This is a genomic window from Mycobacterium conspicuum, from assembly GCF_010730195.1.
Taxonomy (GTDB): Bacteria; Actinomycetota; Actinomycetes; order Mycobacteriales; family Mycobacteriaceae; genus Mycobacterium; species Mycobacterium conspicuum.
The window spans coordinates 4,515,599-4,541,690 of sequence record NZ_AP022613.1 but is presented as its reverse complement, the minus strand read 5'-3'; the positions used below and the strand labels follow the sequence as shown (position 1 = coordinate 4,541,690).

Sequence of the window (26,092 nt, the reverse complement as noted above, 5' to 3'; positions counted from 1 at the left end):
CGCGCCAATCCGCATCCTTGAGTCAATTCGAAATAAGCCTGTCGCGGAGGGCAACAATGTCGTATTTAGTGGTGGCACCGGAAATGCTGGCGTCGGCCGCGTCGGATTTGCAGAGCCTCGGCTCGACATTGAATGCGGCAAATGCCGCGGCGGCGGTCCCTACGACGCAAATATTGGCCGCCGGTGCCGACGAGGTCTCGGCCGCGATAGCCTCGCTCTTCGCCGCACACGGTCACGCGTTTCGGGCGCTGAGCGCCCAGGCGGCGACTTTTCACGGGCAGTTCGTGCAGGCGATGAGTGCCGGCGGGCGGCTGTACGCCGAAGTCGAGGCGGCCAACGCGCAGAGCGTCAACTTCGGCATCGGCAACATGGGCAGCGGCAACCTGGGCAACGGAAACCACGGCGACGCCAACGTCGGCGGCGGAAACACCGGCAGCAAGAACTTCGGCGGCGGGAACACCGGCAGCGGCAACGTGGGCAACGGCAACATCGGCAACCAGAACGTGGGCAGCGGAAACTTCGGCGCCACCAACCGGGGCAGCGGCAACTTCGGCAGCGGCAACATCGGTCGCGGAAATATCGGCAGCCGGAACTTCGGCAGCGGAAACGAAGGCAGCGGCAACATGGGCGGTGGGAACGATGGCGACTCCAACGTCGGCAGCGGCAACACCGGGAACTTCAACATGGGCGGCGGTAATCACGGCGACCACAACATGGGCTTCGGCAATCGCGGCAATAACAACGTCGGCTTCGGCAACAGCGGCAACAACGACATCGGTTTCGGGCTCACCGGCGACAACCAGATGGGTATCGGGAAGCTCAACTCCGGCAGCGGGAACATCGGGATCGGCAACTCGGGCAACAACAACATCGGGTTTTTCAACTCGGGCGACGGCAACGTGGGCTTCTTCAACTCCGGCGACCACAACGTCGGCTCCGGTAACTCGGGTGTGGCCGACACCGGCTTTCGGAATGCGGGGTCCGCGGACACCGGCTTCGGGAACGCCGGCAGCGTGGATTTCGGGTTCGGGAACTCGGGTTCCATTGACGTCGGCGGCGGCAACTCGGGCGCCGAGGACGTCGGCTTCGGCAACGCGGGCACGATCGAGATGGGCAACGGCAACTCGGGGCTGCTCAACACCGGCAGCTTCAACTCCGGTGAGCTCAACACCGGGTGGGGCAACTCCGGCAGCGTCAATACCGGGGCTTTCGACTCGGGCAACTTCAACACCGGGTTCGGCAGCGCGGTCAACCAGAACGTCGAAAATTCCGGCTTCGGCAATACCGGCCAGGAAAACTCCGGCTTTTTCAATTCGGGCTTCGAGAACTCCGGCGTGCATAACACCGGCGGTGAATTCACCGCGGGCGTCGGCAACCACGGGGGCTTCCAGGACGCGGGCATCGATAACTCGGGAGGATTCAACGCGGGCATCGCCAACTCGGGCGTCTTCAACGCGGGGTTTGGCAACTCGGGCGTCGACGACTCGGGCGTCGGCAACTCGGGGGAAGAGGAGTCGGGCGGCTTCAACAAGCGATTCGACGCCGCGGGACTCTTCGACTAACGCCCCGAGCCGCGGGCCCGGGGCGTCTCGACAAGCTTGGCAGTGTCCTGCCTCTTTCCTGGGTGGCTCCTGAATTGACGGTGTCGCCACACAACTCTCTGGTGTGATTTGGGTGATGCTCCTGCTGCGACGCACATCCGTGGCGGGTCGACCGCGTGGTTCGTGAATGTCGCCAATGTTTGGAGTTGCGATGATTCCGGAGTTTTCCTGGTTGCCGCCGGAGATCAATTCCGCGCTGATCTTTGGTGGTGCCGGATCCGGACCGTTGCTGACGGCGGCGTCGGCGTGGGATGGCCTGGCCCAGGATTTGCAGGCGTCGGCCACGTCGTTTCATTCGGTGATAGTCGAGTTGACCGCTGGACCGTGGACCGGGCCCGCGTCGGATTCGATGGCCGCGGCCGCGACGCCGTATGTGGGCTGGTTGAACGCGGCGGCGGGACACGCGGCGGCGGCCGCCGGTCAGGCTCGGGTGGCGGCGACCGCGTTCGAGACGGCGCTGACGGCCATGGTGCATCCGGCGGTGGTGACGGCCAATCGGGCGTCGTTGCCGAGGTTGGTAGCGATGAACTTTCTGGGTCAGAACACCACGGCGATCGCGGCCAACGAGTTCGATTACATGGAGATGTGGGCTCAGGACGTGTCTGCCATGGTTGGCTATCACTCGGGGGCGACGTCGGTGGCCGCGACCTTGGCGCCGTTTGAAGGGCTGGGTGCGCAGCTCGCCGGGTTGACGTCGTCGTTGTCCTCGGCGGTGCAGCGCGCGGAGGCCGCGGTTCCCGCCATGTTGTCGACTTTGAAGGCGCTGCCCTTGCAGGAGGTATCCATGCTGATGTATCCCGCCAGCATGGCGATGTCACCGTTGATGTCGATGATGAGTATGGCGGCGCGGGGCTCCACGGCGGGGGTTCCCGGAACCGCGGCCGCCGCTGCCCGGTTGCCGGCGAGCATCCCGAAATTGGCGGGCGGGGCCCTCTCCGGGGTGAAGGCGCTGGGCGCCGGGCGGCTGGGGTCCGCGATGTCGGCCGGGCTTGGCAAGGCGCGGCTGGTGGGAGCGATGTCGGTGCCCTCGACTTGGCAGGGTTCGACGCCGGCCGGGATGGCCAGCTCCGCGATGCGAGGGATGGGCGCAATGCATGCCGCCGCGGACTTGCAGGGAGCGGGAGCCGCCGCCGGCGGCCGTATGACGCCGATGCCGATGCCCATGGGCATGGGCGGGGCCGGGGCAGGTATGGCCGGGATGGGCCGCGGCGGGGCCAGTCCGCAGGTGCTGCCGAAGCGGCCCTGTGTGGTGCCGCGGGCCGGGGTGTAAGAGCTTAGGAAACCGCGGCCGTGGTCTCGGCCGCGATTGCTTCGGTCGCGGCACGTTCTCCGGAACGAACCGCACCGTCAATCCAGCCGCACATGGTGGCCGAGCTTTCCGTTCCGGCCCAGTGGATGCGACCACACGGCGGACGCAGGGTGTAGCCGAATTGGGTCAGCACGCCGGTCGGGGCGTGGCCGATCATCCCGCCGCCGGAATAGCGGTCGGTGGACCAGTTCTGCTCGTGGAACTCGACGGGTGTGCTTGCCCTGCCGCCGAACCGGTCGACCAATTCGCCGACGACCAACGATTTGCGTTCCGCCTCATCGAGTTTCGTCAGTTGACGTGCCGCCGGTCCCTCTGTGATGACGCACATGATCCCGGGCACGGCGGTGTCCGTGCAGGCGTCGATGGTCAGGGTGGCCGGGGATCCCGGGGAGGTCGACTGGCCGGACAATCCGTCGGCACGCCAGAACGGCTCGTCGTAGAAGATCGACGTCTTGATGACCGCGCCGCTCGGCATCCGCTGGTGCAGGAAGGCCCGATCCAGCGGCAGCATCGGCTCGTAGTCGATCGAGGTGGCGATCGCCAACGGGATCGCCACGATCACCCGCCGTGCGCGCACCGTTAGATCGTCGGAGCGGACCGTGACACCGTCAGCGTCCTGGGCGATCTGCCGCACCGGCCGCGACAACTGCAGTGCGTCACCCAGTTCGGCGGCGATCTGGCGGTAGATGGCGCCCATCCCGCCGACCGGGCGGGCGTCTTGTGCGCCGCCCTTGCCCGAGATGACAAAGGTGGGACCGCCGATGGTCGAGCTGGTGGCCGATCCCATCTGCAGCAGCACCCACAGCAACGAGGTCTCCGACGCGGCCGAGGTGTAGACGCCGGCCAGCGCCATGTCCAGCATCTCGCGAGCCTGCTTGGACGCCGTGTTCTTCTGTAGCCATTCGCCGAGGCTGATGCGGTCCCACTCCTCGGCTTGTTTTGCCTCCCAAGGGGATTCGCGGGGAATGGATTTGCACATTTTTTCCATTGAGAGCAAGCCGAGGCCGAGGTTGGCGACGGCCCAGGGGCTCATCGTCCAGGGAATGGTGCCGCCGTAGCGGTGCTTTTTGCCGCCGACGATCATGATGGCCTCGCCGTCGTTGTGCTGCTTGTATTCCGGCACGCCGAACTCGTCCATCAACGCGTGGATCCGATCCTGGCCCGGCCCCACCCACGCCCCGCCGCGGTCGATCCACACCCCGTCGTCGCGGGTCACCGTGAACGTGCGACCGCCGACGCGGTCACGAGCCTCCAACAGGACCACCGAGTGGCCGGCTTGCTTCAGTCGCAGGGCGGCGGTCAAACCAGCGAAACCCGCTCCGACGACGCAGTAGTCGAACTCTGCCATGGTGGCTCCTCGCTCGCAGTACCGCCCCAGCAGCAAGCTACACCGGCAGGTGGAGTTCTGCGGCTGAGTTTGCCTAATGTGCGCATTATGTTGATCCATCCGGTCCGGGTCTGGCGCAGCGCCGACGATTTTCCGCGCGGCGAGCACCTGGCCGCCAAGATCGCGGAAGTTGCGGTCGACCCGGTCGCCGTCGAGCCGGAGGTTGCCGAGATGGTGCGCAACCGGATCATCGACAACGCCGCCGTCAGCGCCGCGGCGGTGCTGCGCCGCCCCGTCGCGGTTGCTCGTCAGCAGGCGCTTGCTCATCCAAAGGCTCAAGGCGCCAACGTTTTCGGTGTCGGCGGCAGCTATTCGGTGGAATGGGCGGCCTGGGCCAACGGCGTCGCGGTGCGCGAATTGGATTTCCACGACACCTTTTTGGCCGAGGACTACTCCCACCCCGGAGACAACATCCCGCCGCTGGTTGCGGTCGCCCAGCAGCTCGGTGTGTGCGGCGCCGACCTGATACGGGGTGTGGTGACCGCCTACGAGATTCAGATTGACCTGGTGAACGGAATCTGCCTACACGAGCACAAGATTGACCACGTCGCGCACCTCGGCCCGGCGGTGGCCGCGGGCATCGGATCCATGCTGCGGTTGGACGCCGAGACCATCTATCAGGCAATCGGCCAGGCGTTACACCTGACGACCAGCACCCGCCAATCCCGCAAAGGTGCGATTTCCAGCTGGAAGGCGTTCGCCCCCGCACACGCCGGCAAGATCGCGATCGAAGCGGTCGACCGCGCGATGCGCGGTGAGGGATCGCCGGCACCGATCTGGGAGGGCGAGGACGGTGTGATGGCGTGGCTGCTGGGCGGGCCGGAGCGGGAATACCTGGTGCCGTTGCCCGCTCCCGGTGAACCCAAGCGCGCCATTCTGGACAGCTACACCAAGGAGTATTCGGCGGAATATCAGAGCCAGGCGCCGATCGACCTGGCCCGCCGATTGCGCGCGCGGATCGGCGATCTCGGCCAGATAGCCAAGATCGTGTTACACACCAGCCATCACACCCACCATGTGATCGGAACCGGCTCGGGCGACCCGCAGAAGTTCGATCCGGACGCATCTCGGGAAACGCTGGACCACTCGCTGCCCTACATCTTCGCCGTCGCACTGCAGGACGGCAGCTGGCACCACGAACGCTCGTACGCCCCAGAGCGGGCGCACCGGCCCGACACCGTTCAACTGTGGCACAAGATTTCGACCGTCGAAGACCCGGAATGGACCCGCCGCTATCACTCGACAGATCCGGCCGAGAAGGCGGCCGGGGCGCGCGCGGAGGTAACGCTGAAGAACGGTGAGGTGATCTCCGACGAATTGGCGGTCGCCGACGCCCACCCGCTCGGCGCCCGGCCCTTCCGACGCGAGCAGTACGTGCAGAAGTTCGCCCAACTCGCCGAGGATGTGGTGGAACCCGTTGAGCAGCAACGGTTTTTGACTGCGGTGGATTCTCTGGCGGAGCTGCGGGCCGGCGCTCTGGGCGCGCTCAACGTCGTTGTCGATCCGCGCGTGCTGGACAAGGCGCCGGCGATCCCGCCGGGGATCTTCGGCTGACCGGCCGGGTGCGGACAGCCCTGGAAAGCATTCGGCTGCAACACCTTCCGACCTACATGCGATCGAGCGTATGGAATCCGGGGTCCCCGAACCAATGGGCGTCCAGGTCTGCCTGGGCCTTAGCAACGTCGGCCGGGACGGAGCCGTCGCGGTTCGCGATCTCCAGCAGCCCGTAGTACGCCCAGCCGTTTCCGGGGAAAGTCCCTGTCGGGATTTCGCCGGCAGGGGTGCCCGGGGGTCCGTTCAGGCTTTCCAACAGCGCATTCTTGGCATCGGTCAGGTGTGTACTGCGACGCGTCGGGTCAGCGTCCGCCCACCGGATCAGGATCGAGGCCAGCGTCTGGCGTACGGGGTAGGGCCACATGGGAGGCTCCTCATATTGCTTCTTGTGCACTGCGTCCTGGATTTTGCGAGCGGCATCCGCGTTGTCAAACGCCGCGGCCCAGTTGCTGTTCAAGGCCGCCTCCTGCGCATGTCCCAGATCATCGAGGACCGCGGCCAGACACACTTCGATTTTCGGGAGTTTGCGGTTGAGATCGCAGTTCGGGTTCCCGCGTTTTACGTCGTCGGGCGCCTTGTCGCGATAGCTGGCGACGTCGGCACCGAGTTTGTCAACCAACCGCTTAGCATTAGCCTTGTTTTTATCCCAGATCTCCGCCATCAGTAGCGTGAAATCGTACGCAAGGTTTGCGAGCGGCTGCTTTGTGTCAGTGTCCGGTTGCGGGAATTTGCGGATATCCGCCGTACTGGAGAAATTCACCTTTGTGAGATAGTAGGCGGCCGTGTATTCGTCCGCACGCATTCCGCTTGCCTTATCCGGCAGCGACTGCAGTAGCTTATCCGCATAACGGGTGAGATCGTGTTCTTGGTCGTCGCCACTCAACGCCGCGGCGGCGATTATGAAATGGATATTGTGGGGGTAATATCCGTACCTATAACGGTCGCCGTCCGGACGATACAGATTCGGCTCAACCGCGAAATACCTCTCGTCTACGTCGACCGCTTCTTTGTTGGCCCTAATCGCATTTCGTAGGTCTCCCATGCGGAAGTAGATGTGCGACGGCATGTGGACCAGGTGGCCTGCATTCGGTGCGAGGGAGGCCAACATGTCCGCGTAGCGTTTGGCCGCGTCTGGTGTGGGCGATTGCTCCATCAGATGGATATACCAATGGATCGGCCCCTCGTTTTGCGGGTATTGGACAAATTTCAAAGCTCTCACGAGTTGGTTCTTCGTCTCCGTGATCGCCGCGAAATAGTCAGCGACCGGATTTCCCTGCTTGTCCCAATAATTCCATATCGTCAGGTTCATGGCCGCGTCGGCGAAAAGCGCGATGACGTTGGGATCATCACTGCCGAACTCTTTCAGCACCGTTTCCATTCCGTTATAGTAGGCTTCGTTGCGGATCCCCTGGCATTTCCTCTCTTCCTTCTTATCTTTCGTGGGATTGCAATTCTGATACCGTCCGAACAAAGCCCGAATAATCTCCCAGTCTTCCGGATTCGGATTGGCGTCGATGGCGCGGTGGAGCGCACTATTCGCCGCCTCCCGGTCGTCTTCTGATTGCGTCCCCATATTGAGGTCCACTCCGAGCACGAGTGCTTGCGCCCAGTAGCATGCCGAGCAAGGAATTCCGCTGTCCTCGGCCTCGCGAGCCGCTTCGCGGAATGCTCGGTAGGATTCACGGTTGTTGAAAGCGAAGTAAAATCGCAGGCCCTGGTCGAAATAATCCTGCGCCCATGGCACATGCCAATGCGCGCTTCCGATGGCGGGATACAGCGGCGGCGGCACAGGATCGTTCTTGGTGAGGTAAACCAAGGGACAGGGCCGGGTCGGCATAGCCATGCCGTCCATACCCTGTCCGGCGCTCGACTCTTCGGACGTGTCCGGACAGTTGTCTGCCGGCGGACAAGGCGGGCCGCATGCAGCAACGGTGAAAACGAGAATAATCGTCACTGCCGACAATCCGATCCGGAAAAAATTGAACATGATTTCCCTCGTACCATGTCGGCAAACTCATTTGGGACGAACGGCATTTTATTCTGCGCCGAGTCACGGCGCAGCGCGGCGTTATGACGAAACCGCTTGGCGGAATCGGGCCGTTGCCTAGTTGCTTGGCCCGCCGTATTGCCACACCAGGCTGTGACTGCCGGTCATCGTCGGGTTGCACCACATCTGGCGGCCATTGGCGTCCTGGGTGGTGGCGTGCAACAGCGTGCACGCATCACCGGGCGAGGGCGCGTCGGCGTTCGCGAGAGGAACCGCGGCACCGGCGCAGACAGCAGCAATCATCGCTACGACGAGCAACCGCAGTTTGCGCATGATGTGACGGTAACGCCCCAACGCGCCGGCGGGCAAAGTTTCGCGGATAGTTCAGCGAATCGCAGGTACGCGCGCTCTAATCTGACGTCCATGGGATTGTTCAAGCCGGAGATGCCGCAAATCGACATTGCCGAGTGGAGCAAGGGCACCCGCAGCGAAAAGATCCGCCCGATGGCCAGGCACTGGGCCGAGGTGGGCTTCGGTACGCCGGTGGTGATGCACCTGTTCTACGTCGTCAAGGTCGTGCTGTACGTCCTGGGCGCGTGGCTGTTCGCGGTGGCCACCACCGACGGCTTGGCCGGGGCCACCGACGTCCTCGGCTGGTACGCCGAGCCGATCGTGTTCCAGAAGGTGGTGCTCTACACCCTGCTGTTCGAGGTGATCGGGCTGGGCTGCGGCTTCGGGCCGTTGAACAACCGGTTCGTCCCGCCGATGGGCTCCGCGCTGTACTGGCTGCGTCCCGACACCATCCGGCTGCCACCGTGGCCGACGCGGGTCCCCTTCACCAAGGGCACCGCGCGCACTCTGCTGGACGTCGCGCTGTACGCGGGGCTGTTGCTGATGACATTCGGGACGCTGTTCGCCAACGGCACCGGCCCGGTGCCGGCGCTGGGCACCCACGTCGGGCTGCTGCCGATGTGGCGGATCTGGGTGATCCTGGTGATCCTCGCGATCCTGGGGTTGCGCGATAAGGTGATCTTTTTGGCCGCTCGCGGCGAGGTCTACGCGACGCTGGCGGTGACGTTCCTGTTCGGCGGTGTCGATATGATCGTCGCTGCCAAGCTGGTGTTCCTGGTGATTTGGATGGGCGCGGCGACCTCAAAGCTCAACAAGCACTTCCCGTTCGTGATGTCGACGATGATGTCCAACAACCCGCTGTTCCGGCCGCGGTTCATCAAGCGGATGTTCTTCGAGAAGTTCCCGGACGACCTGCGGCCCGGCCGGTTGTCGCGAATCTTTGCTCACATCAGCACTTTCGTGGAGATGTGCGTGCCCGTCGCACTGTTCGTCGCGCACGGCGGCTGGTGGACGGCGGTGCCGGCGGCGATCATGGTGATCTTCCACCTCGGGATCCTCACGGCGATCCCGATGGGCGTTCCGCTGGAGTGGAACGTGTTCATGATCGGCGGGGTGCTGGCGCTGTTCGTCGGCCATGCCAAGCTCGGCCTGACCGACTTGAAAAGCCCTGTGCTGGTGGGGGTTTTCATCGCGTTCGTCGCGGGAATAGTGATCGCCGGCAACCTGTTTCCGCGAAAGATCTCGTTTCTGCCCGGCATGCGCTACTACGCCGGCAACTGGGACACCACGCTGTGGTGCATCAAGCCGTCGGCGGATAAGAAGATCACCCACAACATCGTCTCGATAGCCAGCATGCCGGCGGCCCAGCTGGAGCGGTACTTCGGCAAGGAGCAGGCACAGCTCGGGATGTACCTCGGATATGCGTTCCGCGCCATGAACACTCACGGCAGGGCGCTGTTCACGCTGGCGCACCGGGCGATGGCGGGCCAGAACGAGGACGACTACGTCCTCACCGACGGCGAACGGATCTGCAGCACCGCCATCGGGTGGAACTTCGGCGACGGTCACATGCACAACGAGCAGCTAATCACCGCGATGCAGCAGCGTTGCGGCTTCTTGCCCGGCGAGGTGCGTGTGGTGCTACTCGACGCGCAGCCGATCCACAAGCAGACGCAGGCCTACCGCCTGGTGGACGCCGCGACCGGCGAATTCGAGCGCGGCACAGTCAAAGTCGCCGACATGGTGACCCGACAGCCCTGGGCCGACGATGTGCCGGTCCAGGTACTGTCGGAGGCCGCAGAAGAGCCGGCCGCCCCCGAGTAGCCCCAGCTCGCGACCGAAGCGAGGGTCGCTAGGCCCCCGCCCGAACTTCCTGCGCGGCCGCGACCATGTTCCGCAGCGATGCGGTCACCTCGTCGGTGTTGCGGGTCTTCAGGCCGCAGTCGGGGTTGACCCACAGCCGTTGCGCCGGAACAGCTTTCAAGGCAGCGCGCAGCGACGCGGCCATCTCCTCCGCGCTGGGCACCCGCGGCGAGTGGATGTCGTAGACGCCCGGGCCCACGCTGTTGGAGAAGCCGATCGCGTTCAGGTCGTCCAGCACCTCCATGTGCGAGCGGGCCGCCTCGATGGACGTGACGTCGGCATCCAGGTCGGCGATGGCCCCGATCACGTCGCCGAATTCCGAGTAGCACAGGTGGGTGTGGATTTGGGTCGAGTCCTCGACACCGGATGTGGCCAGGCGGAAAGACCCTACGGCCCAATGCAGATACTCCTGCTGGTCGGCGCGGCGCAGCGGCAGCAGCTCACGCAACGCGGGCTCGTCGACCTGGATCACCGCGATGCCGGCCGCCTGCAGGTCGACGGTCTCGTCGCGGATGGCCAGGGCCACCTGGTTGGCGGTGTCGGCCAATGGCTGGTCGTCGCGCACGAACGACCACGCCAGGATCGTGACCGGTCCGGTCAACATGCCCTTGACCGGCTTGTCGGTCAGCGACTGCGCGTATCGTGCCCACTGCACCGTCATCGGGTGCCGGCGGACGACGTCGCCGTAGAGGACCGGCGGCCGCACACAGCGGCTGCCGTAGGACTGCACCCAGCCGTTCTTGGTGGCGAAGAAGCCGTCCAGCTGTTCGGCGAAGTACTGCACCATGTCGTTGCGTTCCGGCTCGCCGTGCACCAGCACGTCGATCCCGAGGTCCTCCTGCAGCTTGATGACGTCGGCGATCTCCCGCTTCATCCGCCGGTCGTACTCGGCCTCGTCGATCTCACCGGCGACCAGCGCGGCGCGGGCCTTGCGGATCTCGGCGGTCTGCGGAAACGACCCGATCGTCGTGGTCGGCAGCGGGGGCAGGTGCAGGCGCTCGTCCTGGCTGACGCGGCGGCCGGCCGCGTCGCCGCGGTGCGTGCCGGAGGCGACGATCGAGGCGATGCGGGCCCGGACCTCGTCGTTGTGCAGCCGCGGGTCCTTGGTCCGGGAGGCGACGGCGGCGTTGGACGCCTCGATTTCGTCGGAGACCGCCTCACGACCCTCGCGCAGCGCGCGCGCGAGGACCGCGACCTCATGCACCTTTTCCGCGCCGAAAGCCAGCCAGCTGCGCAGCGCCTCGTCCAGGTCGGTCTCGGGCTCCAGCGAGTAGGGCACGTGCAGCGTCGAACACGACGTCGAGACCGCGACGTGGGCCACCGAACCCAGCAGGCTCGCCAGCTTGCCCAGCGCCGCCTGCAGGTCGGTGCGCCAGATGTTGCGCCCGTCGACCACGCCGGCCACCAGGGTCTTGCCGGCCAGCTCGGGCACCGCGGCGATCGCCGTGTGCCGGCCATAGACCAGGTCGACGCCGATCGCCTCGACGGGCGTGCGGGCCAGCCCCGCCAGGGAGTCGCCGGGGTCACCGAAGTAGGTGGCGACGTGGATGGCGGGCCGGTTGGCGAGCTTGCCCAGTGCGTTGTAGACCGCCTCGGCCAGTGCGGGGGCGTCGGGGGAGATGTCGGTCACCAGCGCGGGCTCGTCGATCTGCACCCACTGCGCGCCGTTGTCGGCCAGCAGGGACAACAGCTCGGAGTAGATCGGGACGAGCTCTTGCAATCGCTCGACCGGTGCGCCCGCGCCGTTCACGCCCTTGCTCAGCAGCAAAAAGGTAATCGGGCCGATGATGACCGGGCGCGCTGGAATGCCCTGCGCGAGAGCCTCTTTCAACTCGGAGAGCACCTTGTCCGGGTTCAGTGCGAACCTCGTCGCGGGCTCGATCTCGGGAACGATGTAGTGATAGTTGGTGTCGAACCACTTCGTCATCTCCAAGGGCGCGACATCCTTGTTGCCGCGCGCCGCGGCGAAGTAGCGGTCCAATTCGTCAGGAATCGCGGCCACCCGAGCGGGCAGCGCGCCGAGCATCACGGCGGTGTCCAACATTTGGTCGTAGTAGGAGAAGGTGTTCACCGGCACGGAGTCCAGGCCGGCGTCCGCCAGGGCAGCCCAGGTGTCGTGGCGCAGAGTCGCGGCCACGGATTCCAGGTCCGATCGGCTGGTCCGGCCGGCCCAGTAGCCCTCGGTGGCGCGCTTGAGTTCGCGTTTTGGGCCGATGCGCGGGGAACCAATAATGGTTGCGGTGAATGGTTTAGCGGTCACGAGCTGGTCCTTCTATTGACGGTATGGTCACCGCCCGCGGACACGCAGCCGACCCGATAAGCGGTGCACAAATACCGCAACGGCTTCGGCCGAACGCCCATTCCACGAGGCGATGAGCCACCGGGCGCGGCGCGCCCGGTACTGCTGGCAGGTCTTCGGACTCGCAGGCGCGCACTCCAGTGGTGCTCCTAATGGCCGTCGCTTCCCAGTCTGGTGACCAGTGCTTTTGACGGCGGTCGTTCCTGCTTACCGCTGCGGGACAGTCCCGGACTTGCACCGGGTTCCCTCTTGCGAAGCCTCCTAACACGCTTCGCTCGATGCCGGCGCCGCGTGAGCGGCGTCAGCAGACCAGTAGCGAGGTGGAGTTTACGTCAGCCTGCCAGCGCTTCGGCGATAGGGATGTCGCCGTTGTTGAAGTCGATGGTGCGGCCGCTGGTCGAGTCGTCCGCGAGCGCCGCGGCCACGACAAGCGCGACATCGGCACGCGACACGTTTCCCTTCCCTTCACCCAGCATGATGCGGCCCGTCGGGTCATCGAGCGTGAGCCGCCCGGGCCCGAGGATGGTCCACTTCAGGTCGCTGGTGCGCAGGTGCGCATCGGCGGCCGCCTTGGCTTCCGCATAGGGAAAGAACGAATCATCCTGCGGCACACCGTGATCCGGGCCCGCCCCGAAGTAGGACACCATCACGAACCGCCGCACGCCCGCCTGGGCGGCGGCATCGACGACGCGGATCGCCGCGTCGCGGTCGACGGCATAGGTCCGCGCCGGGTTGCCGCCGCCCGCCCCCGCGGAGAACACCACCGCGTCATGCCCGGCCAGCAGCTCGGCCAGCGCGTCGGTGTCGAGGCGCTCGATGTCGGCGACGAGGGGGCTCGCCCCGGTCGCGGCGACCTCGTCGGAGTGGTCGCGGTTACGGAAGACCGAACTGACCGCGTCGCCGCGCTCGCTCAGGATGCGCGCAACCTGCAAGGCGACCTTGCCGTGCCCGCCGATGATGACTACGCGTGCCATGTGTCCCGACGGTACGCGGAAATGTCAGAGCTTGACCTTCCCCATGATCAGGTCGATGATCGGCTTGCCCGCCGCCCAGGAGCCCGTCATCGACGCCATGGTGTGGCCGGAGTCCACCAGCAGGGTGATCCCGCTGACGCCGCAGGCGGCCTCGCTGTTGAGGAACGCCATCACGTCGCCCATCTGCTCGGGGGTGTGCACCTTGCAGCCGGTCTCGTCGCGGTAGTCCTGGGCGAAGGACAGCCACAGGTCCGCGTTGGCCTGGGCCAGCGGGGTGTCGGTGGGGCCCGGGCAGATCGCGTTGATGCGAATGCCCTTCTTCGCCAACGGGTAACCCTGCATGGCCACGTACTGGTTGATGATCTTCTTGCTGGTGCCGTAGTGGATGATGCCCTCGGCCTCGTGGGCCTCCGACCAGGCCACCGCCGCGGCGAAGTCCGGTGTCGCCAGGAACTCGTTAATCAACTCCAAATCGTTTTCCCAGCCCATGCCGGCGACCGAGGAGATGAAGCAGATCGCCGAGCCGTTCGGGAGTTGGTCCTTTTCCAGCAACCGGTCGATGAGGTGGCGGTGACCGATGAAGTTGATCTTCAGCAGGTCGGTCGTCCCGTCGGCCACCCCGGCCGCGGAGAACACGGCGTGGATTGGCCCGCTGATCTGCTCGAGGGCGGCGTCGATCGAGGCCGGGTCGCGCAGGTCGACCTGCACCGCCTGGGCGACGTCGTAATCCACCGGCGCGTAGTCCAGCACGATGACTTCGGCGCCGAGTTCGGCGGCCGATTTGGCGGCCGCCGCGCCCATGCCGGTCGCACCGCCGACAACCAGTGCGCGCTTACCGTCGTAGCGCAACCGATCGACAATAGACATGGAAATCCCCTTCTCAACCAACGCCAATGAGGTTCTACTGGCCCAACTGTATGGGTAACAGTTTTTTGGTTCAATACCGGGTTCTGTTTGCGAGATCTCAGCCGTCACGGACCGCGGCGCCGCGCAGCACGGTGTCGCGCACATGGATCAGCGCCGCGCGTTTGCCGACGGCGCGCAGGATGTTCTCCGGTATCCACTGCAGCCCGATGACGCAGCGCGCCAGCATCGCGGTCGATGGCGCGCCGATCTGGATCTCGCCCGACCGGATCCCTTCGGCGAGAAGCGATTTCATCTGACGCAGCCGGGTGGGGTACGACCAGCCCGGGTTGGCGGTCGGCGGTGACTGCCGCATCCAGGCGAGCTGGATTCGGAACTCGTCGGAGAACTGATCCAGGGCGTTGACGTTGACCCAGCTCAGTGCGTCCAGTTTCTGCGCGGGTGTCGCGTCGGTGCGCAGCACGCCGACCCAGCCGGCCTCGACCTTGCGGCCGAAGGACCGCATGATCGAGTCGAGAAGCTCGTCCTTGGATCCGATGACCCGATAGACGGTGCCGGTCCCCAGGCCCGCCGCCGCCGCGATATCCCGGATGGTGGTGGCCTCATAGCCCTTGCGGCCGAACTCTGCGCGGGCCACCGCGCGGACGTGCGCGGCCTTGTCGCGGGCATCGGCCTCGTTGTCGTCGGCCCAGGTCTTGACGACCTCGGTCGCGGCCGCCAACGCCTCGGACCGGTCCAACGCCGCGTCGGTGGCCGGCTGAGCGGCCAACCCCTGCAAGATGATCCGGCACAGCAGCCCGGCCACCTGGTCGGTCGGCGAGTTGTGCCGCATGACGTCGAGCCCGACCTGCATCATGGTCTGGCAGATCCGGTCGGCCAGGGTGGGCAGGTCCAGGTCGGGTTTGATGTATCCACTCCAGCGGCCGGCACGCAGCGTCTGCAGCATGGCTTCCTGGATCGCGACGGGCTGCTGCCGGGTCAGCTTGATGAGCTGGGGGTCGGCGCTCGGCCCTTCGTAGAACGACATCTGCAGGGCGGCGCGGTGCTGCACCGCGGATCTGGCGATCGTCGAACCCAACTCGATGATCTTCTCCGAGACGGGGCGGTCGTCGGGTTCGTCCAGCCTCGCCTGGGCTTCCAGGCCGATGCGATTCAGGTCGTCCTGGTAGCGGCGGATCAGCTCGATGAGGATCGCTTCTTTGGACTCGAAGTGGTGATACAGGCTGCCGGGGAGAATGCCTGCCGCGTCGGCGATTTCCTGCAGCGAGGTACGCAGGCCCGACGAGGCGATCAGGGAGGCCGCGGTCTGCAGGATCTCGGTCCGACGCGTCCCGTCGTCCGCGCCGCCGGCCGTCGACCGTCGGCCCTCGGCCAGGGCATCGGCTTTGGCCATGGCTAGCCAGTCCTCCCAGCGCCGGAAATACCTCGAACCAAATCTTTGGTAAAGGCTATCAAACCGCCCCCGCAGAAAGGCGCTGCTTACCGCCGTGATCTGCCCATCCTATAGCGGCGGTCCATCCCAACGGTCCAGCGCGACCACCTCCTCGACGGGCTTTCGGAGCGCCGGCCGGAAGGTATGCCCGGCGCGTAGCCGTCCTACCGGCAGCAGGCAGCCCTGGACATAGGTGTCCGGGATGCCCAGCAGCTGGCGGACTTCGGCTTCGTACTGCAGGTGCAGCGTGGTGATGCAGGTGCCGTAGCCGCGGGTGTGCAGGGCCAGCTGAAAGTTCCACACCGGCGGGAAGATCGAGCCGTACAGCGTCGCCAGGTGAAACGATTCGTCCCCGTCGATGCGTGGCAAATAGGCCTCGTAGCACGGGATTACCAGCAGGGGCACCTTCGCCATGTTGACGACCAGCCACTCCGTCGACGACATCAGGCGGGTTGCCGCGGTGCCGGGCGGCATCTTGTCGGCGAATAGCTCGCCGCCCACCCGCAGCAGGTAGGCCTTGCGGTACAGCTCGGCGATCTCGGCCCGCACCGCAGGGTCGGCGACGACCAGCCACCGCCAGTTCTGCTGATTCGACCCGTTGGCGGCCTGCAGCCCGACGCGCAGGCACTCCCGGATATCGGCGAGTTCGACCGAGGCGTCCAGATCGAGTGTCTTGCGTGCCGAGCGGGTGTTGTTGAGCAGGTAATCAGCGTCCATCATCGGTTGGCCCTCGCCGTCAAGTGCTTACCGAGTTCGGTGAGGTAACGATCGGGTCCGCCGAGCAGAGCGCTCCAGCTCAGCAGGCGCTTGAGGTAGAGATGAGCGTCGTGTTCCCAGGTGTAGCCGATGCCGCCGAACACCTGAATGGCGGTGTCGCCCACCGTGGCCAGCCGCCCGGCGAACGCCTTTGCGCGCACCGCCGCCAGGTGCCTGTCCTCGGCGGGCAGGTCGGCATCTGCCGCCCACAGCGCGTGGATCACGCCGCTGCGAGCCATCTCGACGGTCTCATACATGTCCACGCACATGTGCTGGACCGCCTGAAACGAGCCGATCAGCTGGCCGAATTGTTGTCTGGCTTTGGCGTATTCGACTGCGAGGTCCATGACCGCCCGCGCCGCGCCGAGCGCGTCGGCGGCGGCGGCGATCAGAAAGTCGTCAACCACCGCCGTCACGGCCTCCGACGAAGCCGCGGCCAGCCGCTGGGCGGGTACGGAGTCCAGCGCGACGCGAAACTCCTTGCGCGTCTGATCGATACCGCGTTCGGGCGTTAGCGATAGACCGGGCGCATCGGCCTGCACGGCGAAAAGCCCGGTGCCTTCGGCATCTTCGGCGAGGATCAGCAAGACGTCGGCGGCTGCGGCGTCGGGTACTGCGCCGATCTCCCCGCGCAGCACGGTCCCGTCGGACACCACCGAGGAATTCCCCCCATCCAAGAAGCCGACGGTGGCGATCGTCGTCCCTTCGGCTATCCCGGCCAACAGCTTGGGCGACGCGGCGCCAAGGCGGGTCAGCGCGCGGGGGGCGGCGACCGCGGTCGACAACCACGGCCCGGGATGCAGTGCGGCGCCAAGTTCTTCGGCGATGACGCCGGCCTCGACCATCGTCATGCCGGCGCCGCCATGGTCTTCGGGCACCAGCAGGCCGGTGGTGCCGAGGTCGGCGAGGCCACGCCACACCGCTTCGGTGGTGCCGGTGGCATCGTCGAGCAACGGGCGCACGTGGCCCGAAATCGGCGCCTTCTCAGCGAGGAAGCGCCGGGTGGTGTCGCGCAGCGCCACTTGTTCTTCGGTGAGTTCGAGGTTCATTTTCGAGGCAACCCCAATACGCGCTGCGCGGTGATGTTCTTGTTGATCTGGGTCGTGCCGCCCGCGATGGTCAGCGAGCGCGACGTGAGGCGGTAGTTGGCCCACACCGCGCCAGCACCACGGTCACCCAGCACGTCGAAGGCCAAAGCCGCCAGTTCTTGCCCGATTTCACCCCACACGGTCTTGGCCAGGCTGGCCGACCCGAATGGATCACCCCCGTGCAGAGTCGCCGAGATCGATCGCTGGCACAGGACTTCGAGATACTTTATGCGAACGGCGATTTCACCAAGGCGGCGCAGCGTCACGGGATCGTCGAGCAGACCGGCGTCGGCGGCGGCGAAGTCATCCACCAGCTCTTCGAGCCGCACCTGCATCTCGGCGTACAACCGGGCGGCGCCGGCACGCTCGTGGCTGAGCGTGGTGGTGGCCACCCCCCAGCCGCCGTTCAGCGGACCCAGCAACGCGCTGGCCGGCACCCGGGCGTCGTGAAAGAACACCTCGGCGAAATCGGCGTCGCCGTTCAGCGTGACCAACGGGCGAACCTCGATGCCGGGCAGCTTCATGTCGACGATCAGGCAGGAAATCCCCTGGTGCTTGGGAGCATCGGGGTCGGTGCGCACATACAGCTGACACCAGTCGGCGCGGTGCCCGAGCGAGGTCCAGATCTTCTGGCCGTTGACGACGAACTCGTCCCCGTCCCGCACCGCTTTCGTGCGCAGTGAGGCGAGATCAGATCCCGCCTCCGGCTCCGACATCCCCTGGCACCAGATGTCGTCGGCGCGCATCATGCGGGGCAGCAGCGTCTTCTTCTGGTCTTCGGTGCCGTACTGCATGATCGCGGGCGCGATGTTGTTCAGCCCAATCACGTTGAGCGGCATCGGCGCCCGAGCCCGGGTGGTTTCCTCGGTGTAGACCAGCTGCTCGAGGACCGTCGCGCCGCGGCCGCCGTAATCGCGGGGCCAGGACACCGCCGCCCATCCCGCGTCCGCCATCGTCCGGTTCCAGCCGCGCAGCGTTTCGAACGCCGCGTCGTCGCGGCCGGCGGGTCGGCGGGCGGCGATGAGCTCATCGGTCAGGTTCGCGGACAGCCAGTCGCGCAGCTCGGCGCGGAACTGTTCCACTTCCGCTGGATAGGAGAAGTCCACTGTTCTTTCTTACAGTCCGCGCTGGGGTTCCGGGAATGCTACCTCCGCATTGCCGGGCATCGCGCTGATGCCGCGTCGCTCGCACACTTCCAGCACCTCGTCGACGATCGAGGTAGGCACAATGAACCTTTCGGTCGCGGAGATCTGCTCGAGATGCGCCGCGATGTCCTCGGCGGTCGGTTGGCTCGCACCGTCCTCCAGCTCCGCCAGCCAGCCCTCGCTCAGGCCGACGAACACGCGAGCATAGCGCCCGGCGGACGCGGAATAGTTCCGATGCGTGAACGTGCAGGCGGTGCTGGCGAGGAAGGTCACCAGGGGCACGACGAGTTCGGGGCGGATCGCCCGCATGAAGCCCGATTCGGCCAGGAACTTCTCGTCCCCGACGGTTTCGGTGACCATGCGCGAGAAGCCGGTAGGCATAACCGAATTGGCGAGGATGCCGTGCGCCTCACCCTCGATCGCGATCACGTTCGTCAGGCCCACCAGGCCGGCCTTGGCCGCGGCGTAATGCGCCTCCATCGGCTGACCGAAGATCCCGGCCGACGATGAGATGAACACGAACCTGCCGCCGCCGTTGTTCTTCATCACGCGAAACGCCGGCTGCGCCAGGTAAAAGCCGCCATCGAGATGGACCCGCAGCATCCGGGCCCACGCGTCCGCCGAGAGGTCTTCGAACGGCACGCTGCCGAAGATGCCCGCGTTGCTGACCACGGCGTCGAGCCGACCGAAGGCGTCCAGCGCGGCGTCGACGATCGCCTGGCCGCCGGCCAGGCTGTCGACCGAGTCATACGAGGCCACCGCCGTGCCGCCGGCCCTGGTGATCTCGTCGACCACGTCGTCGGCGACGCGGGAGTCGGAACCATCGCCGGCCATCGAGCCACCCAAATCGTTGACCACCACCGCGGCACCGCGGCGGGCCAGGTCGAGCGCGTACAGCCGCCCGAGACCCCGGCCGGCCCCGGTGACGACGGCCACCCGGTCGGTGAAGTCAATCATGCTGTCCCCCTTAGCGATTGACCGCCCGCGCCGCCGTGAACGGGCGGTCGTACGAGGGGTCAGTCGGGCCGTGGTGCGGGGTGCGCGCGCCCGCGACGGCGGCGATGGCTTCGTCGGTGAGCAGCGACTGCGATTCGTCCATGAATTCGACCAGGCAGACCCGGTCGACGATCGCCCACCGTCCGTCGCGGCGCTCCAGGCGATCGATGTAGCGACCGCCGGAAATCGTCAGGTGATTCGCCGGTTCGCGGTCGGTCCCGACGAACAGGTAGTAGGTCTCGGCGTGCGCCTCGTCGCCATCGATGTCGACCGTGTGGTTCAGCAGATAGTGCTGGTATCGCGTCTGCGTGCTGTGATACGCCAGCGCCCAATCGATGAAATCGTCGACGACGCCCACGAATCCGACGTGGTCATCGACGGCGCCGTCATGGTAGGCCGAGCGCAGCAGCGCGCGGTCCTGCCGGTCGATCCCGCGCGCGTAGCGCTGCATGCAGTCCCAGATCTCCGAACGGTCGGTCAGCAGCCTGACCTGGTTTCTGAGCTCCTCGTCGTCCACGCTGTCCCCGATCCGATTGACCCCGGCCGAACCGGACTCTACGGTGGAACAGATATTTGGTCAACGAAGGCGGGGCGTTCGTTTGCAATCTCTGGGCATGCTCGCCTCCGCGCTGGCGGGCCGGGCCGTCGCCGTTGCCGAACTGCCGGCGGGCGAGCCGTCATGGACCGACGGTCAGACGATCTACGTCGACGGCTCGGTCGCGGGGCGACTCCCGGCCATCGCGGTGCAGGCGTCGCTGATCGCCGCCGGCAGCCTTAAGCCCGACGTCGTGCGCCCGCTGGTCCGCCACCCGCGGCTGGCCAGGCGTTATCTGGCGATCGAGGGTCACCGGGCGCTGGTCAGCAACGCGCACCTGCTCCCGGGCAGCCTCGCGTCGATGGGCGACCCCGACATCGCGCGCCGCAGCGGCTCGCCCACCGAGTCGCTGAGCATCGCGACCGGGCGGGACCCGATTGGCGACCCGGCGCCCGGTTTCGGCGTGATCCGGGCGGCAAAGGTGCTGGCCGCGTGCGCGCGGGTGGCCGAACAGCACGATGAGGTGCAACATGTCCCGGCCAAACGCGGCGACAAGGAACTCGAGGAGTTGGACGACACGCAGGTCGACGACTCCGACGATCCCGACTTGTTCAGCAGCCCGGTCGGCGGGGGCGGCTTCATCGGCAAGTGGTTGAAGAAGCTGCTGTCGTCACAGCGCAAGACCGGCAGCGGCGGCGGCCCACCCGGCGCGGACAGCCCGACGCATCGCACCAACTCGTCGAAGCGTGGACTGCATGCGGTGTCGTCGCTGGCCTCGACGCCGGGCGAGGATATCAACGATCACGAGGTCGCCGCGGACGGCGTGAAATACCCGGAGTGGGACGTCACCCGCAAGGCGTACCGGCCCGCGTGGTGCACCGTGCGCGAGGTCGAGCCGACGATCAAGGTGACGGCCACGCAGGCGATCGACGGCGCGATCGGGGTGCGACGCCCGCTGTCCCGGCTCGGTATGGGTCTGCACCGCCGGCACCGGCAGTCGCAGGGCGACGACATCGACATCGACGCGGCCGTGGAAGCCCGCGTCGAAGTACGGGCCGGATCGGTGCCCGACGAGGCGGTGTACCTGGACAGCCTGCGGCGCCGACGTGACCTGTCGGTGCTGCTCCTGCTCGATGTGTCGGGGTCGACGGCGGAGCCCGGCACGGTCGGGCGGACGGTGCACGAACAACAGCGCGCGGCGGTGGCCAACCTGACCGTCGCGCTGCACGACCTCGGCGACCGGGTCTCGCTCTACGCGTATTACTCGCAGGGTCGGGGGGCGGTCAGCATGGTGCCCGTCAAACGGTTCGACGATCACCTCGACGCCCGAATCATGCGACGGCTCAACAGCTTAGAGCCCGGAGCGTATTCCCGCCTCGGCGCGGCGATCCGCCACGGCTCGGCGGTCTTAGAGGCGCGCGGGGGTACGTCGCGGCGGCTGTTGGTGGTGCTGTCCGACGGGCTGGCCTACGACCACGGCTACGAGAGGCCCTACGGGGCCGCGGACGCGCGTCGCGCGTTGGTCGAGGCCCGCCGCCGGGGCACCGGCTGCGTGTGCCTGACCATTGGAGCGGGGGCCTCCGAAAGCGAGCGGCGCTCGCTGCGCGCGGTGTTCGGCAGCACCGCGCACGCGACGATCGCGCGCCCCGATCAGCTGGCCGGCGTGATCGGGCCGCTGTTCCGGTCCGCGCTGCGTTCGGTCGAGGTGCGCCGGAGGGTGTCATGAAGATTGAAACAAACATCTGTTCCGGGTTAGGCTCGGAACACCGCAGTGCGGCGGACGGCAGAAGGGACGCTATGGCCAACGAGTCCGGGATCGCTTACCGGAACGGCGCCCCGTCCGAGGCGGACGGGGAAGGTTCGGAGAAAGACACAGTGCGGCCCTACTACCAGGCGATCGGCAACGAAGAGGCCATCTTCAAGGCGGCCTACCGGCAGGGCCTGGCGCTGGTCCTGAAGGGTCCCACCGGGTGCGGCAAGACCCGGTTCGTCGAGGCGATGGCGCATGACCTGGGCCGGCCGCTGATCACCGTGGCCTGCCATGACGACCTCACCACCGCGGACCTGGTCGGCCGCTATCTGCTGCGCGGCGACGAGACGGTGTGGGTGGACGGCCCGCTGACCCGGGCGGTGCGCGAGGGCGCGATCTGCTACCTGGACGAGGTGGTCGAGGCCCGGCAGGACACCACGGTGGTGCTGCATCCGCTCGCCGACCACCGCCGCCAGCTGCCCATCGAGCGTCTCGGCGTCACGCTGGACGCCGCGCCAGGATTCGGCCTGGTGGTGTCGTACAACCCGGGCTATCAAAGCGTGCTGAAGGATCTCAAGGATTCGACGCGCCAGCGGATGGTCGCCATCGAATTCGGTTTCCCGGCAGCCGATGTCGAGGAGGGGATCGTCGCGCACGAGGCGGGCGTAAACGGGTCCACCGCGGCCGAATTGGTGCGCTTCGGCCAGGCCATCCGCCGCCTGGAAACCGGCGGTTTACGCGAGGTCGCGTCGACCCGCGTGCTCATCGCCGCGGGCCGGCTGATCGCGGAGGGGCTGTCCGCGCCGGAGGCGGCGCGCGCGGCGATCGCGGGCCCGCTCACCGACGATTCGGCCGTGGGCAGGGGCCTCAACGAGATGATCGACGTCTATCTGGGCGGGGGATCGGGCGCTTGACACTGCGATCCCGCCGCGGCGCGCAGAACAAATCTTAGGTTACTACCCAGGAGGTCGGATGTCCTACGAGAGCACCGCTGAGCCCATCAAGGTCGGCTACCTGATGGACTTCACGCTGCCACCCGGGTTCCCCGAGGAGCTGCGCGCCTCGTTCACCCAGACTTTCGACCTGGTCTTCGACGAGGCCGTCGAACAGGGTGTGCTCGATCGGCCGGTGCGGATGATCTACCGCGAGGTGGAGGGTTTGCCCAAGGGGTCGGTCAAGTCGGTCATCGACGCCTACGGCGAACTCGTCGACGAAGGCTGCCTGGTGGTGTTCGGGCCGCACATCACCGACAACTGCGTGCCCACCCGCGAAGCGATCGAGGAGCGGTTCAAGGTCCCGGCCATCAGTGTCACCGGCACCGACGACTGGTTGGGCGAGTGGACCTTCTCCTTCCCGCAGGGATCGATGACCGACGAGCCGATCTTCATCGCGGACCTGCTCGGCAAGCGGGGACTCACCGAGATCGGCGTCCTGATGGAGCAGAGCCTCATCGGGCAGAGTTACCTGAAGAATCTGCGAAGTGCGTGCCAGCGCAAGGGGATTCGGATCGTCGCCGAAGTGGCGGTCGCGCAGACCGCGCAGGACATCAACGGAGCCGTGCGCACCCTGCACGACGCCAAGGCCGAAGCGATCGTCCACCTGGGCTTCGGCTTCGGGATCGTCTTCATCAACCCGGCCTTGGAAGCCGTCGACTGGGACCCACCGAGATTCAGCACCACGGCATGGCAGAACGCCTGGGTGAACCCGATCATGTGGAACGCCTTCATGGGCTGGACCGGGGTCGATCAGTACGACGAAGCAAACCAGATCGGCCAGGACTTCCTCGACCGCTACGCCAAGAAATACAACGGCAGCCGCCCCGAATATTGCGTCTCGGTAGTCAACCGCGACGTCGCGGCCACGCTCGTGCGTGCGTTTTCCGACTCGCATCCGCTCAGCCCGCGCGGCGTCAAGGAGGCGCTGGAGCGGGTCAAGATGATGCCCGCCGCGTCCGGCGCTCCCGGCACCCGGGTGTCCTTCGGCAAGTGGACCCGCCGCGCCTGGATGGGCGCCGGCTATTTGGTGGCCCGGACCCTCGATGCCGACGGCGTCAACTCGCATCTGGTCGATCGTTTCGGAGAGGAAGGCTGAGATGTCCACCGAGCAATCCGCACCGCTACAAGCCGACGAGAAACCCACACCGCCGGGCGCAACCAAGAAGCGCGGCTGGGGCGGCTGGATAGCCGGGGCTGCCCTGGCGGCGTTCGCGCTGTTCTTCATCGCGAATTGTCGTGTGGCCCTGGATCCGCGCGTCGCCAACCCGAACGTGGTAGGCCGGCCGCGCCCGGTGAAGTTCCTCTTTGGCCTGGACTACATCACGTTCCTGCACATCTCCACGTGCATCATGCTGCTGGTGCTGCTGGTGGTGTTCATCAGCGGCTGGCGGCGCAATCCGGGCAGCCCGGTGATGCTGATGTTTTTGTGCACCACGCTGATCGTGTGGCAGGACCCGATCATGAATTGGTCGCCGTTCGCCGTCTACAACCCCGACCTCATCCACTGGCCCGAGTCGTGGCCGCTGGTGTCCATCTCGCCGACCGTCGAACCGTTCGTCGTATTGGGTTACGTGACTTTCTATTTCGGCCCTTATTTCCCGGCGATCTGGATCCTGCGCAAGCTGCAGGCCAAATACGGACCCGACGCCTTCGTGTCGCGGCACCCGCTGGTGAGCCTGGGCTTGTTGACGTGCGTGATCGGTTTCATCTTCGACGCGTGGCTGGAGATCCAGCTCGTGCACGCCGGCATGTACATCTACTCCCAGGTCATTCCGTGGGGCTCGGTATTCACCGGCACCACATTCCAATTCCCGCTGATCTGGGAGTCGTTCTCGGTGACCTTCGTGATGGTGCCGGCGGCGATCCTGTGCTACCGCGACGACACCGGTAAATCGGTCGCCGAGAAGCTGGCCGCGAAGGCGAAGATGTTCCCGAGCCGCCCCGTGCTCGGCACCTTCCTGGTGATGTTCGCCATCATCAACATCTCCTACTTCGCCTACGGCGCCTGGTTCTGGGCCATCAAGGCCAGCCACGCGGCGACTTCGGTGGCCTGCCCGTGGCCCTATCCGGAGGCCAAAGTCTATGATCCACAAGGCTTTTACGAGAAGGCCGGCGCACAGGGCCCGTTCTCGGTCGGCATCTGGTCGACCTGGGCCAGCGGGGAGCCCAACGGGCGGCCGCACGTCGACCCACCGCCGCCGGGTCAGGGACCCTGTGCGAGCAAGAATGGCTGAGCCGCGCGCCGTCGTCATCACCGGCGCGTCCCGCGGCCTGGGGTCCGCCTCGGCGGTCCGCCTCTACCGCGAAGGCTGGCGGGTGGTCGCCGCGATGCGCACCCCCGAGAAGGGCCTGCCGCTGCTGCGGCAAGCGGTCCGGGCCGCCGATGACGATGATCGGCTGATCGGGGTCCAGCTCGACCTGTTGGACATCGGGTCGATCTCCGCGGCGGCCAAGGCGATCGAGGAGGCCGTCGGCGCCCCGTACGCCATCGTGCACAACGCCGGGATCTCCGCCGCCGGGATGGTGGAGGAGGCGGATACGACGTTGTGGCAGAACATGTTTACCACCAGCGTCATCGGTCCGGTGGAACTGACCAAGGCCCTGTTGCCGTCCATGCGGGCGGCGGGCGAGGGCCGCATCGTGCTGGTCTCCAGCGCCAACGGGGTGCGTGGTCAGCCGGGCACCGCACCCTATTCCGCGGCCAAAGGCGCGCTGGAGCGCTGGGGCGAGTCGATGGCGGGCGAGATCGCGCCGTTCGGTCTCGGGGTCAGCATCCTGGTGACCGGCATGTACGACACCGAGATCATCACCGATGCCGGCACCACCGACGACCGCAATTTCGACGGGCCCTATGCCCGGATCCACCAGACGATGAACAGCCGCGGCCGGTTCGCGGTCGGCCTCGCTCGTGCGCCCGAGCGGTTCACCGACGGATTGGTCAGGGCGCTCGCGGACACCGCGGCGTTTCGGCGCCGAGGGGTGGGCCCGGATGCGTCGATGCTGTTGGTGGCCAATCGGATTCTGCCGCCGACCGGGATGCATCACATGTCGCGGGTCGCGCTGGGCATACCGCGCTTTGGCACGATGCGGGACGGGGCATGGCCACTGACGACGGCGCAAAAGGCGATGGTCCTTGCCGCGCGGGTGATTCCGCAGCCGGTGTTACAGCGCTTGGCGGCTCGCCGCAACAAGAAGGGGTAGCAGTA

General features: G+C 66.4%; 21 protein-coding genes and 1 riboswitch. Of the genes, 9 read left to right on the top strand and 12 right to left on the bottom strand.

What is annotated here, in order from left to right:
- Nucleotides 1-56 precede the first annotated feature (56 nt).
- On the top strand, nt 57-1,562 hold the full coding sequence (locus G6N66_RS20680; RefSeq protein WP_085234445.1) for a PE family protein: 1,506 nt from the start codon (nt 57-59) through the stop codon (nt 1,560-1,562).
- 190 nt (nt 1,563-1,752) lie between these two features.
- Entirely contained in the window at nt 1,753-2,871 is a 1,119-nt protein-coding gene (locus tag G6N66_RS20675; protein ID WP_085234444.1) for a PPE family protein, read from the top strand.
- 4 nt (nt 2,872-2,875) lie between these two features.
- Here G6N66_RS20675 and G6N66_RS20670 read toward each other — a convergent pair whose 3' ends face one another.
- The gene (locus G6N66_RS20670) at nt 2,876-4,258 is read right to left on the bottom strand and encodes a flavin monoamine oxidase family protein (RefSeq protein WP_085234443.1); all 1,383 of its coding nucleotides are present in this window, start codon (nt 4,256-4,258) and stop codon (nt 2,876-2,878) included.
- Between the two features lie 87 nt (nt 4,259-4,345).
- Here G6N66_RS20670 and prpD point away from each other — a divergent pair, with 87 nt between their 5' ends.
- Nucleotides 4,346-5,851 carry a 2-methylcitrate dehydratase PrpD gene (prpD, locus tag G6N66_RS20665; protein WP_085234442.1) on the top strand — a complete coding sequence of 502 codons (1,506 nt, stop codon included), beginning with the start codon at nt 4,346-4,348 and terminating at the stop codon, nt 5,849-5,851.
- Nucleotides 5,852-5,903: 52 nt separating this feature from the next.
- On the opposite strand, the gene G6N66_RS20660 is transcribed toward prpD, so the two are convergent.
- Nucleotides 5,904-7,838: a hypothetical protein gene (locus G6N66_RS20660; RefSeq protein ID WP_232079372.1), complete on the bottom strand. Its 1,935-nt coding sequence runs from the start codon at nt 7,836-7,838 to the stop codon at nt 5,904-5,906.
- Nucleotides 7,839-7,955: 117 nt separating this feature from the next.
- On the bottom strand, nt 7,956-8,171 hold the full coding sequence (locus G6N66_RS20655) for a hypothetical protein (protein WP_139825350.1): 216 nt from the start codon (nt 8,169-8,171) through the stop codon (nt 7,956-7,958).
- Between the two features lie 90 nt (nt 8,172-8,261).
- Between G6N66_RS20655 and G6N66_RS20650 the strand changes: the two genes are divergently transcribed.
- The gene (locus G6N66_RS20650; protein WP_085234441.1) at nt 8,262-10,013 is read left to right on the top strand and encodes a DUF3556 domain-containing protein; all 1,752 of its coding nucleotides are present in this window, start codon (nt 8,262-8,264) and stop codon (nt 10,011-10,013) included.
- A gap of 28 nt (nt 10,014-10,041) precedes the next feature.
- On the opposite strand, the gene metE is transcribed toward G6N66_RS20650, so the two are convergent.
- The 9 genes from metE to G6N66_RS20605 all read right to left on the bottom strand — a co-directional run bounded on the left by metE (nt 10,042) and on the right by G6N66_RS20605 (nt 20,123).
- Nucleotides 10,042-12,312, bottom strand: coding sequence for a 5-methyltetrahydropteroyltriglutamate--homocysteine S-methyltransferase (gene metE / locus G6N66_RS20645; protein ID WP_085234440.1), 2,271 nt, complete (start codon nt 12,310-12,312; stop codon nt 10,042-10,044).
- 129 nt (nt 12,313-12,441) lie between these two features.
- Nucleotides 12,442-12,672, bottom strand: a riboswitch (cobalamin riboswitch).
- An 11-nt stretch (nt 12,673-12,683) separates the two neighbouring features.
- Nucleotides 12,684-13,325 carry an SDR family oxidoreductase gene (locus G6N66_RS20640; RefSeq protein WP_085234439.1) on the bottom strand — a complete coding sequence of 214 codons (642 nt, stop codon included), beginning with the start codon at nt 13,323-13,325 and terminating at the stop codon, nt 12,684-12,686.
- Nucleotides 13,326-13,349: 24 nt separating this feature from the next.
- Nucleotides 13,350-14,192, bottom strand: coding sequence for an SDR family oxidoreductase (locus G6N66_RS20635; protein WP_085234438.1), 843 nt, complete (start codon nt 14,190-14,192; stop codon nt 13,350-13,352).
- Nucleotides 14,193-14,289: 97 nt separating this feature from the next.
- Nucleotides 14,290-15,582, bottom strand: coding sequence for a TetR/AcrR family transcriptional regulator (locus G6N66_RS20630; protein WP_085234437.1), 1,293 nt, complete (start codon nt 15,580-15,582; stop codon nt 14,290-14,292).
- Nucleotides 15,583-15,690: 108 nt separating this feature from the next.
- A complete protein-coding gene (locus tag G6N66_RS20625; RefSeq protein ID WP_085234436.1) occupies nt 15,691-16,338 on the bottom strand; it encodes a nitroreductase family protein in 648 nt (215 codons plus the stop codon).
- Nucleotides 16,338-17,426: an acyl-CoA dehydrogenase family protein gene (locus G6N66_RS20620; protein ID WP_085234435.1), complete on the bottom strand. Its 1,089-nt coding sequence runs from the start codon at nt 17,424-17,426 to the stop codon at nt 16,338-16,340. Before G6N66_RS20620 ends, G6N66_RS20625 begins: the two co-directional genes overlap by 1 nt.
- Complete coding sequence (locus G6N66_RS20615; RefSeq protein WP_085234434.1) at nt 17,423-18,571, bottom strand: acyl-CoA dehydrogenase family protein; 1,149 nt, start codon at nt 18,569-18,571, stop codon at nt 17,423-17,425. Before G6N66_RS20615 ends, G6N66_RS20620 begins: the two co-directional genes overlap by 4 nt.
- Nucleotides 18,572-18,580: 9 nt before the next feature.
- Entirely contained in the window at nt 18,581-19,567 is a 987-nt protein-coding gene (locus G6N66_RS20610; protein ID WP_085234433.1) for an SDR family NAD(P)-dependent oxidoreductase, read from the bottom strand.
- A gap of 10 nt (nt 19,568-19,577) precedes the next feature.
- Nucleotides 19,578-20,123 (bottom strand): nuclear transport factor 2 family protein, encoded by a 546-nt coding sequence (locus G6N66_RS20605; RefSeq protein ID WP_232079371.1) that lies wholly within the window; start codon nt 20,121-20,123, stop codon nt 19,578-19,580.
- Between the two features lie 97 nt (nt 20,124-20,220).
- On the opposite strand from G6N66_RS20605, the gene G6N66_RS20600 reads away from it, so the two are divergent.
- The 5 genes from G6N66_RS20600 (at nt 20,221) to G6N66_RS20580 (ending at nt 26,087) form a co-directional block, all read left to right on the top strand.
- Nucleotides 20,221-21,867, top strand: a complete 1,647-nt coding sequence (locus G6N66_RS20600; RefSeq protein WP_085234432.1) for a nitric oxide reductase activation protein NorD — start codon at nt 20,221-20,223, stop codon at nt 21,865-21,867.
- A gap of 71 nt (nt 21,868-21,938) precedes the next feature.
- Nucleotides 21,939-22,805: a CbbQ/NirQ/NorQ/GpvN family protein gene (locus tag G6N66_RS20595; protein WP_085234431.1), complete on the top strand. Its 867-nt coding sequence runs from the start codon at nt 21,939-21,941 to the stop codon at nt 22,803-22,805.
- 58 nt (nt 22,806-22,863) lie between these two features.
- The gene (locus tag G6N66_RS20590; protein WP_085234430.1) at nt 22,864-23,982 is read left to right on the top strand and encodes an ABC transporter substrate-binding protein; all 1,119 of its coding nucleotides are present in this window, start codon (nt 22,864-22,866) and stop codon (nt 23,980-23,982) included.
- 1 nt (nt 23,983) lies between these two features.
- A complete protein-coding gene (locus tag G6N66_RS20585) occupies nt 23,984-25,120 on the top strand; it encodes a spirocyclase AveC family protein (RefSeq protein ID WP_085234429.1) in 1,137 nt (378 codons plus the stop codon).
- The gene (locus G6N66_RS20580; protein WP_085234428.1) at nt 25,113-26,087 is read left to right on the top strand and encodes an SDR family oxidoreductase; all 975 of its coding nucleotides are present in this window, start codon (nt 25,113-25,115) and stop codon (nt 26,085-26,087) included. Before G6N66_RS20585 ends, G6N66_RS20580 begins: the two co-directional genes overlap by 8 nt.
- The last annotated feature ends 5 nt before the right edge of the window (nt 26,088-26,092 follow it).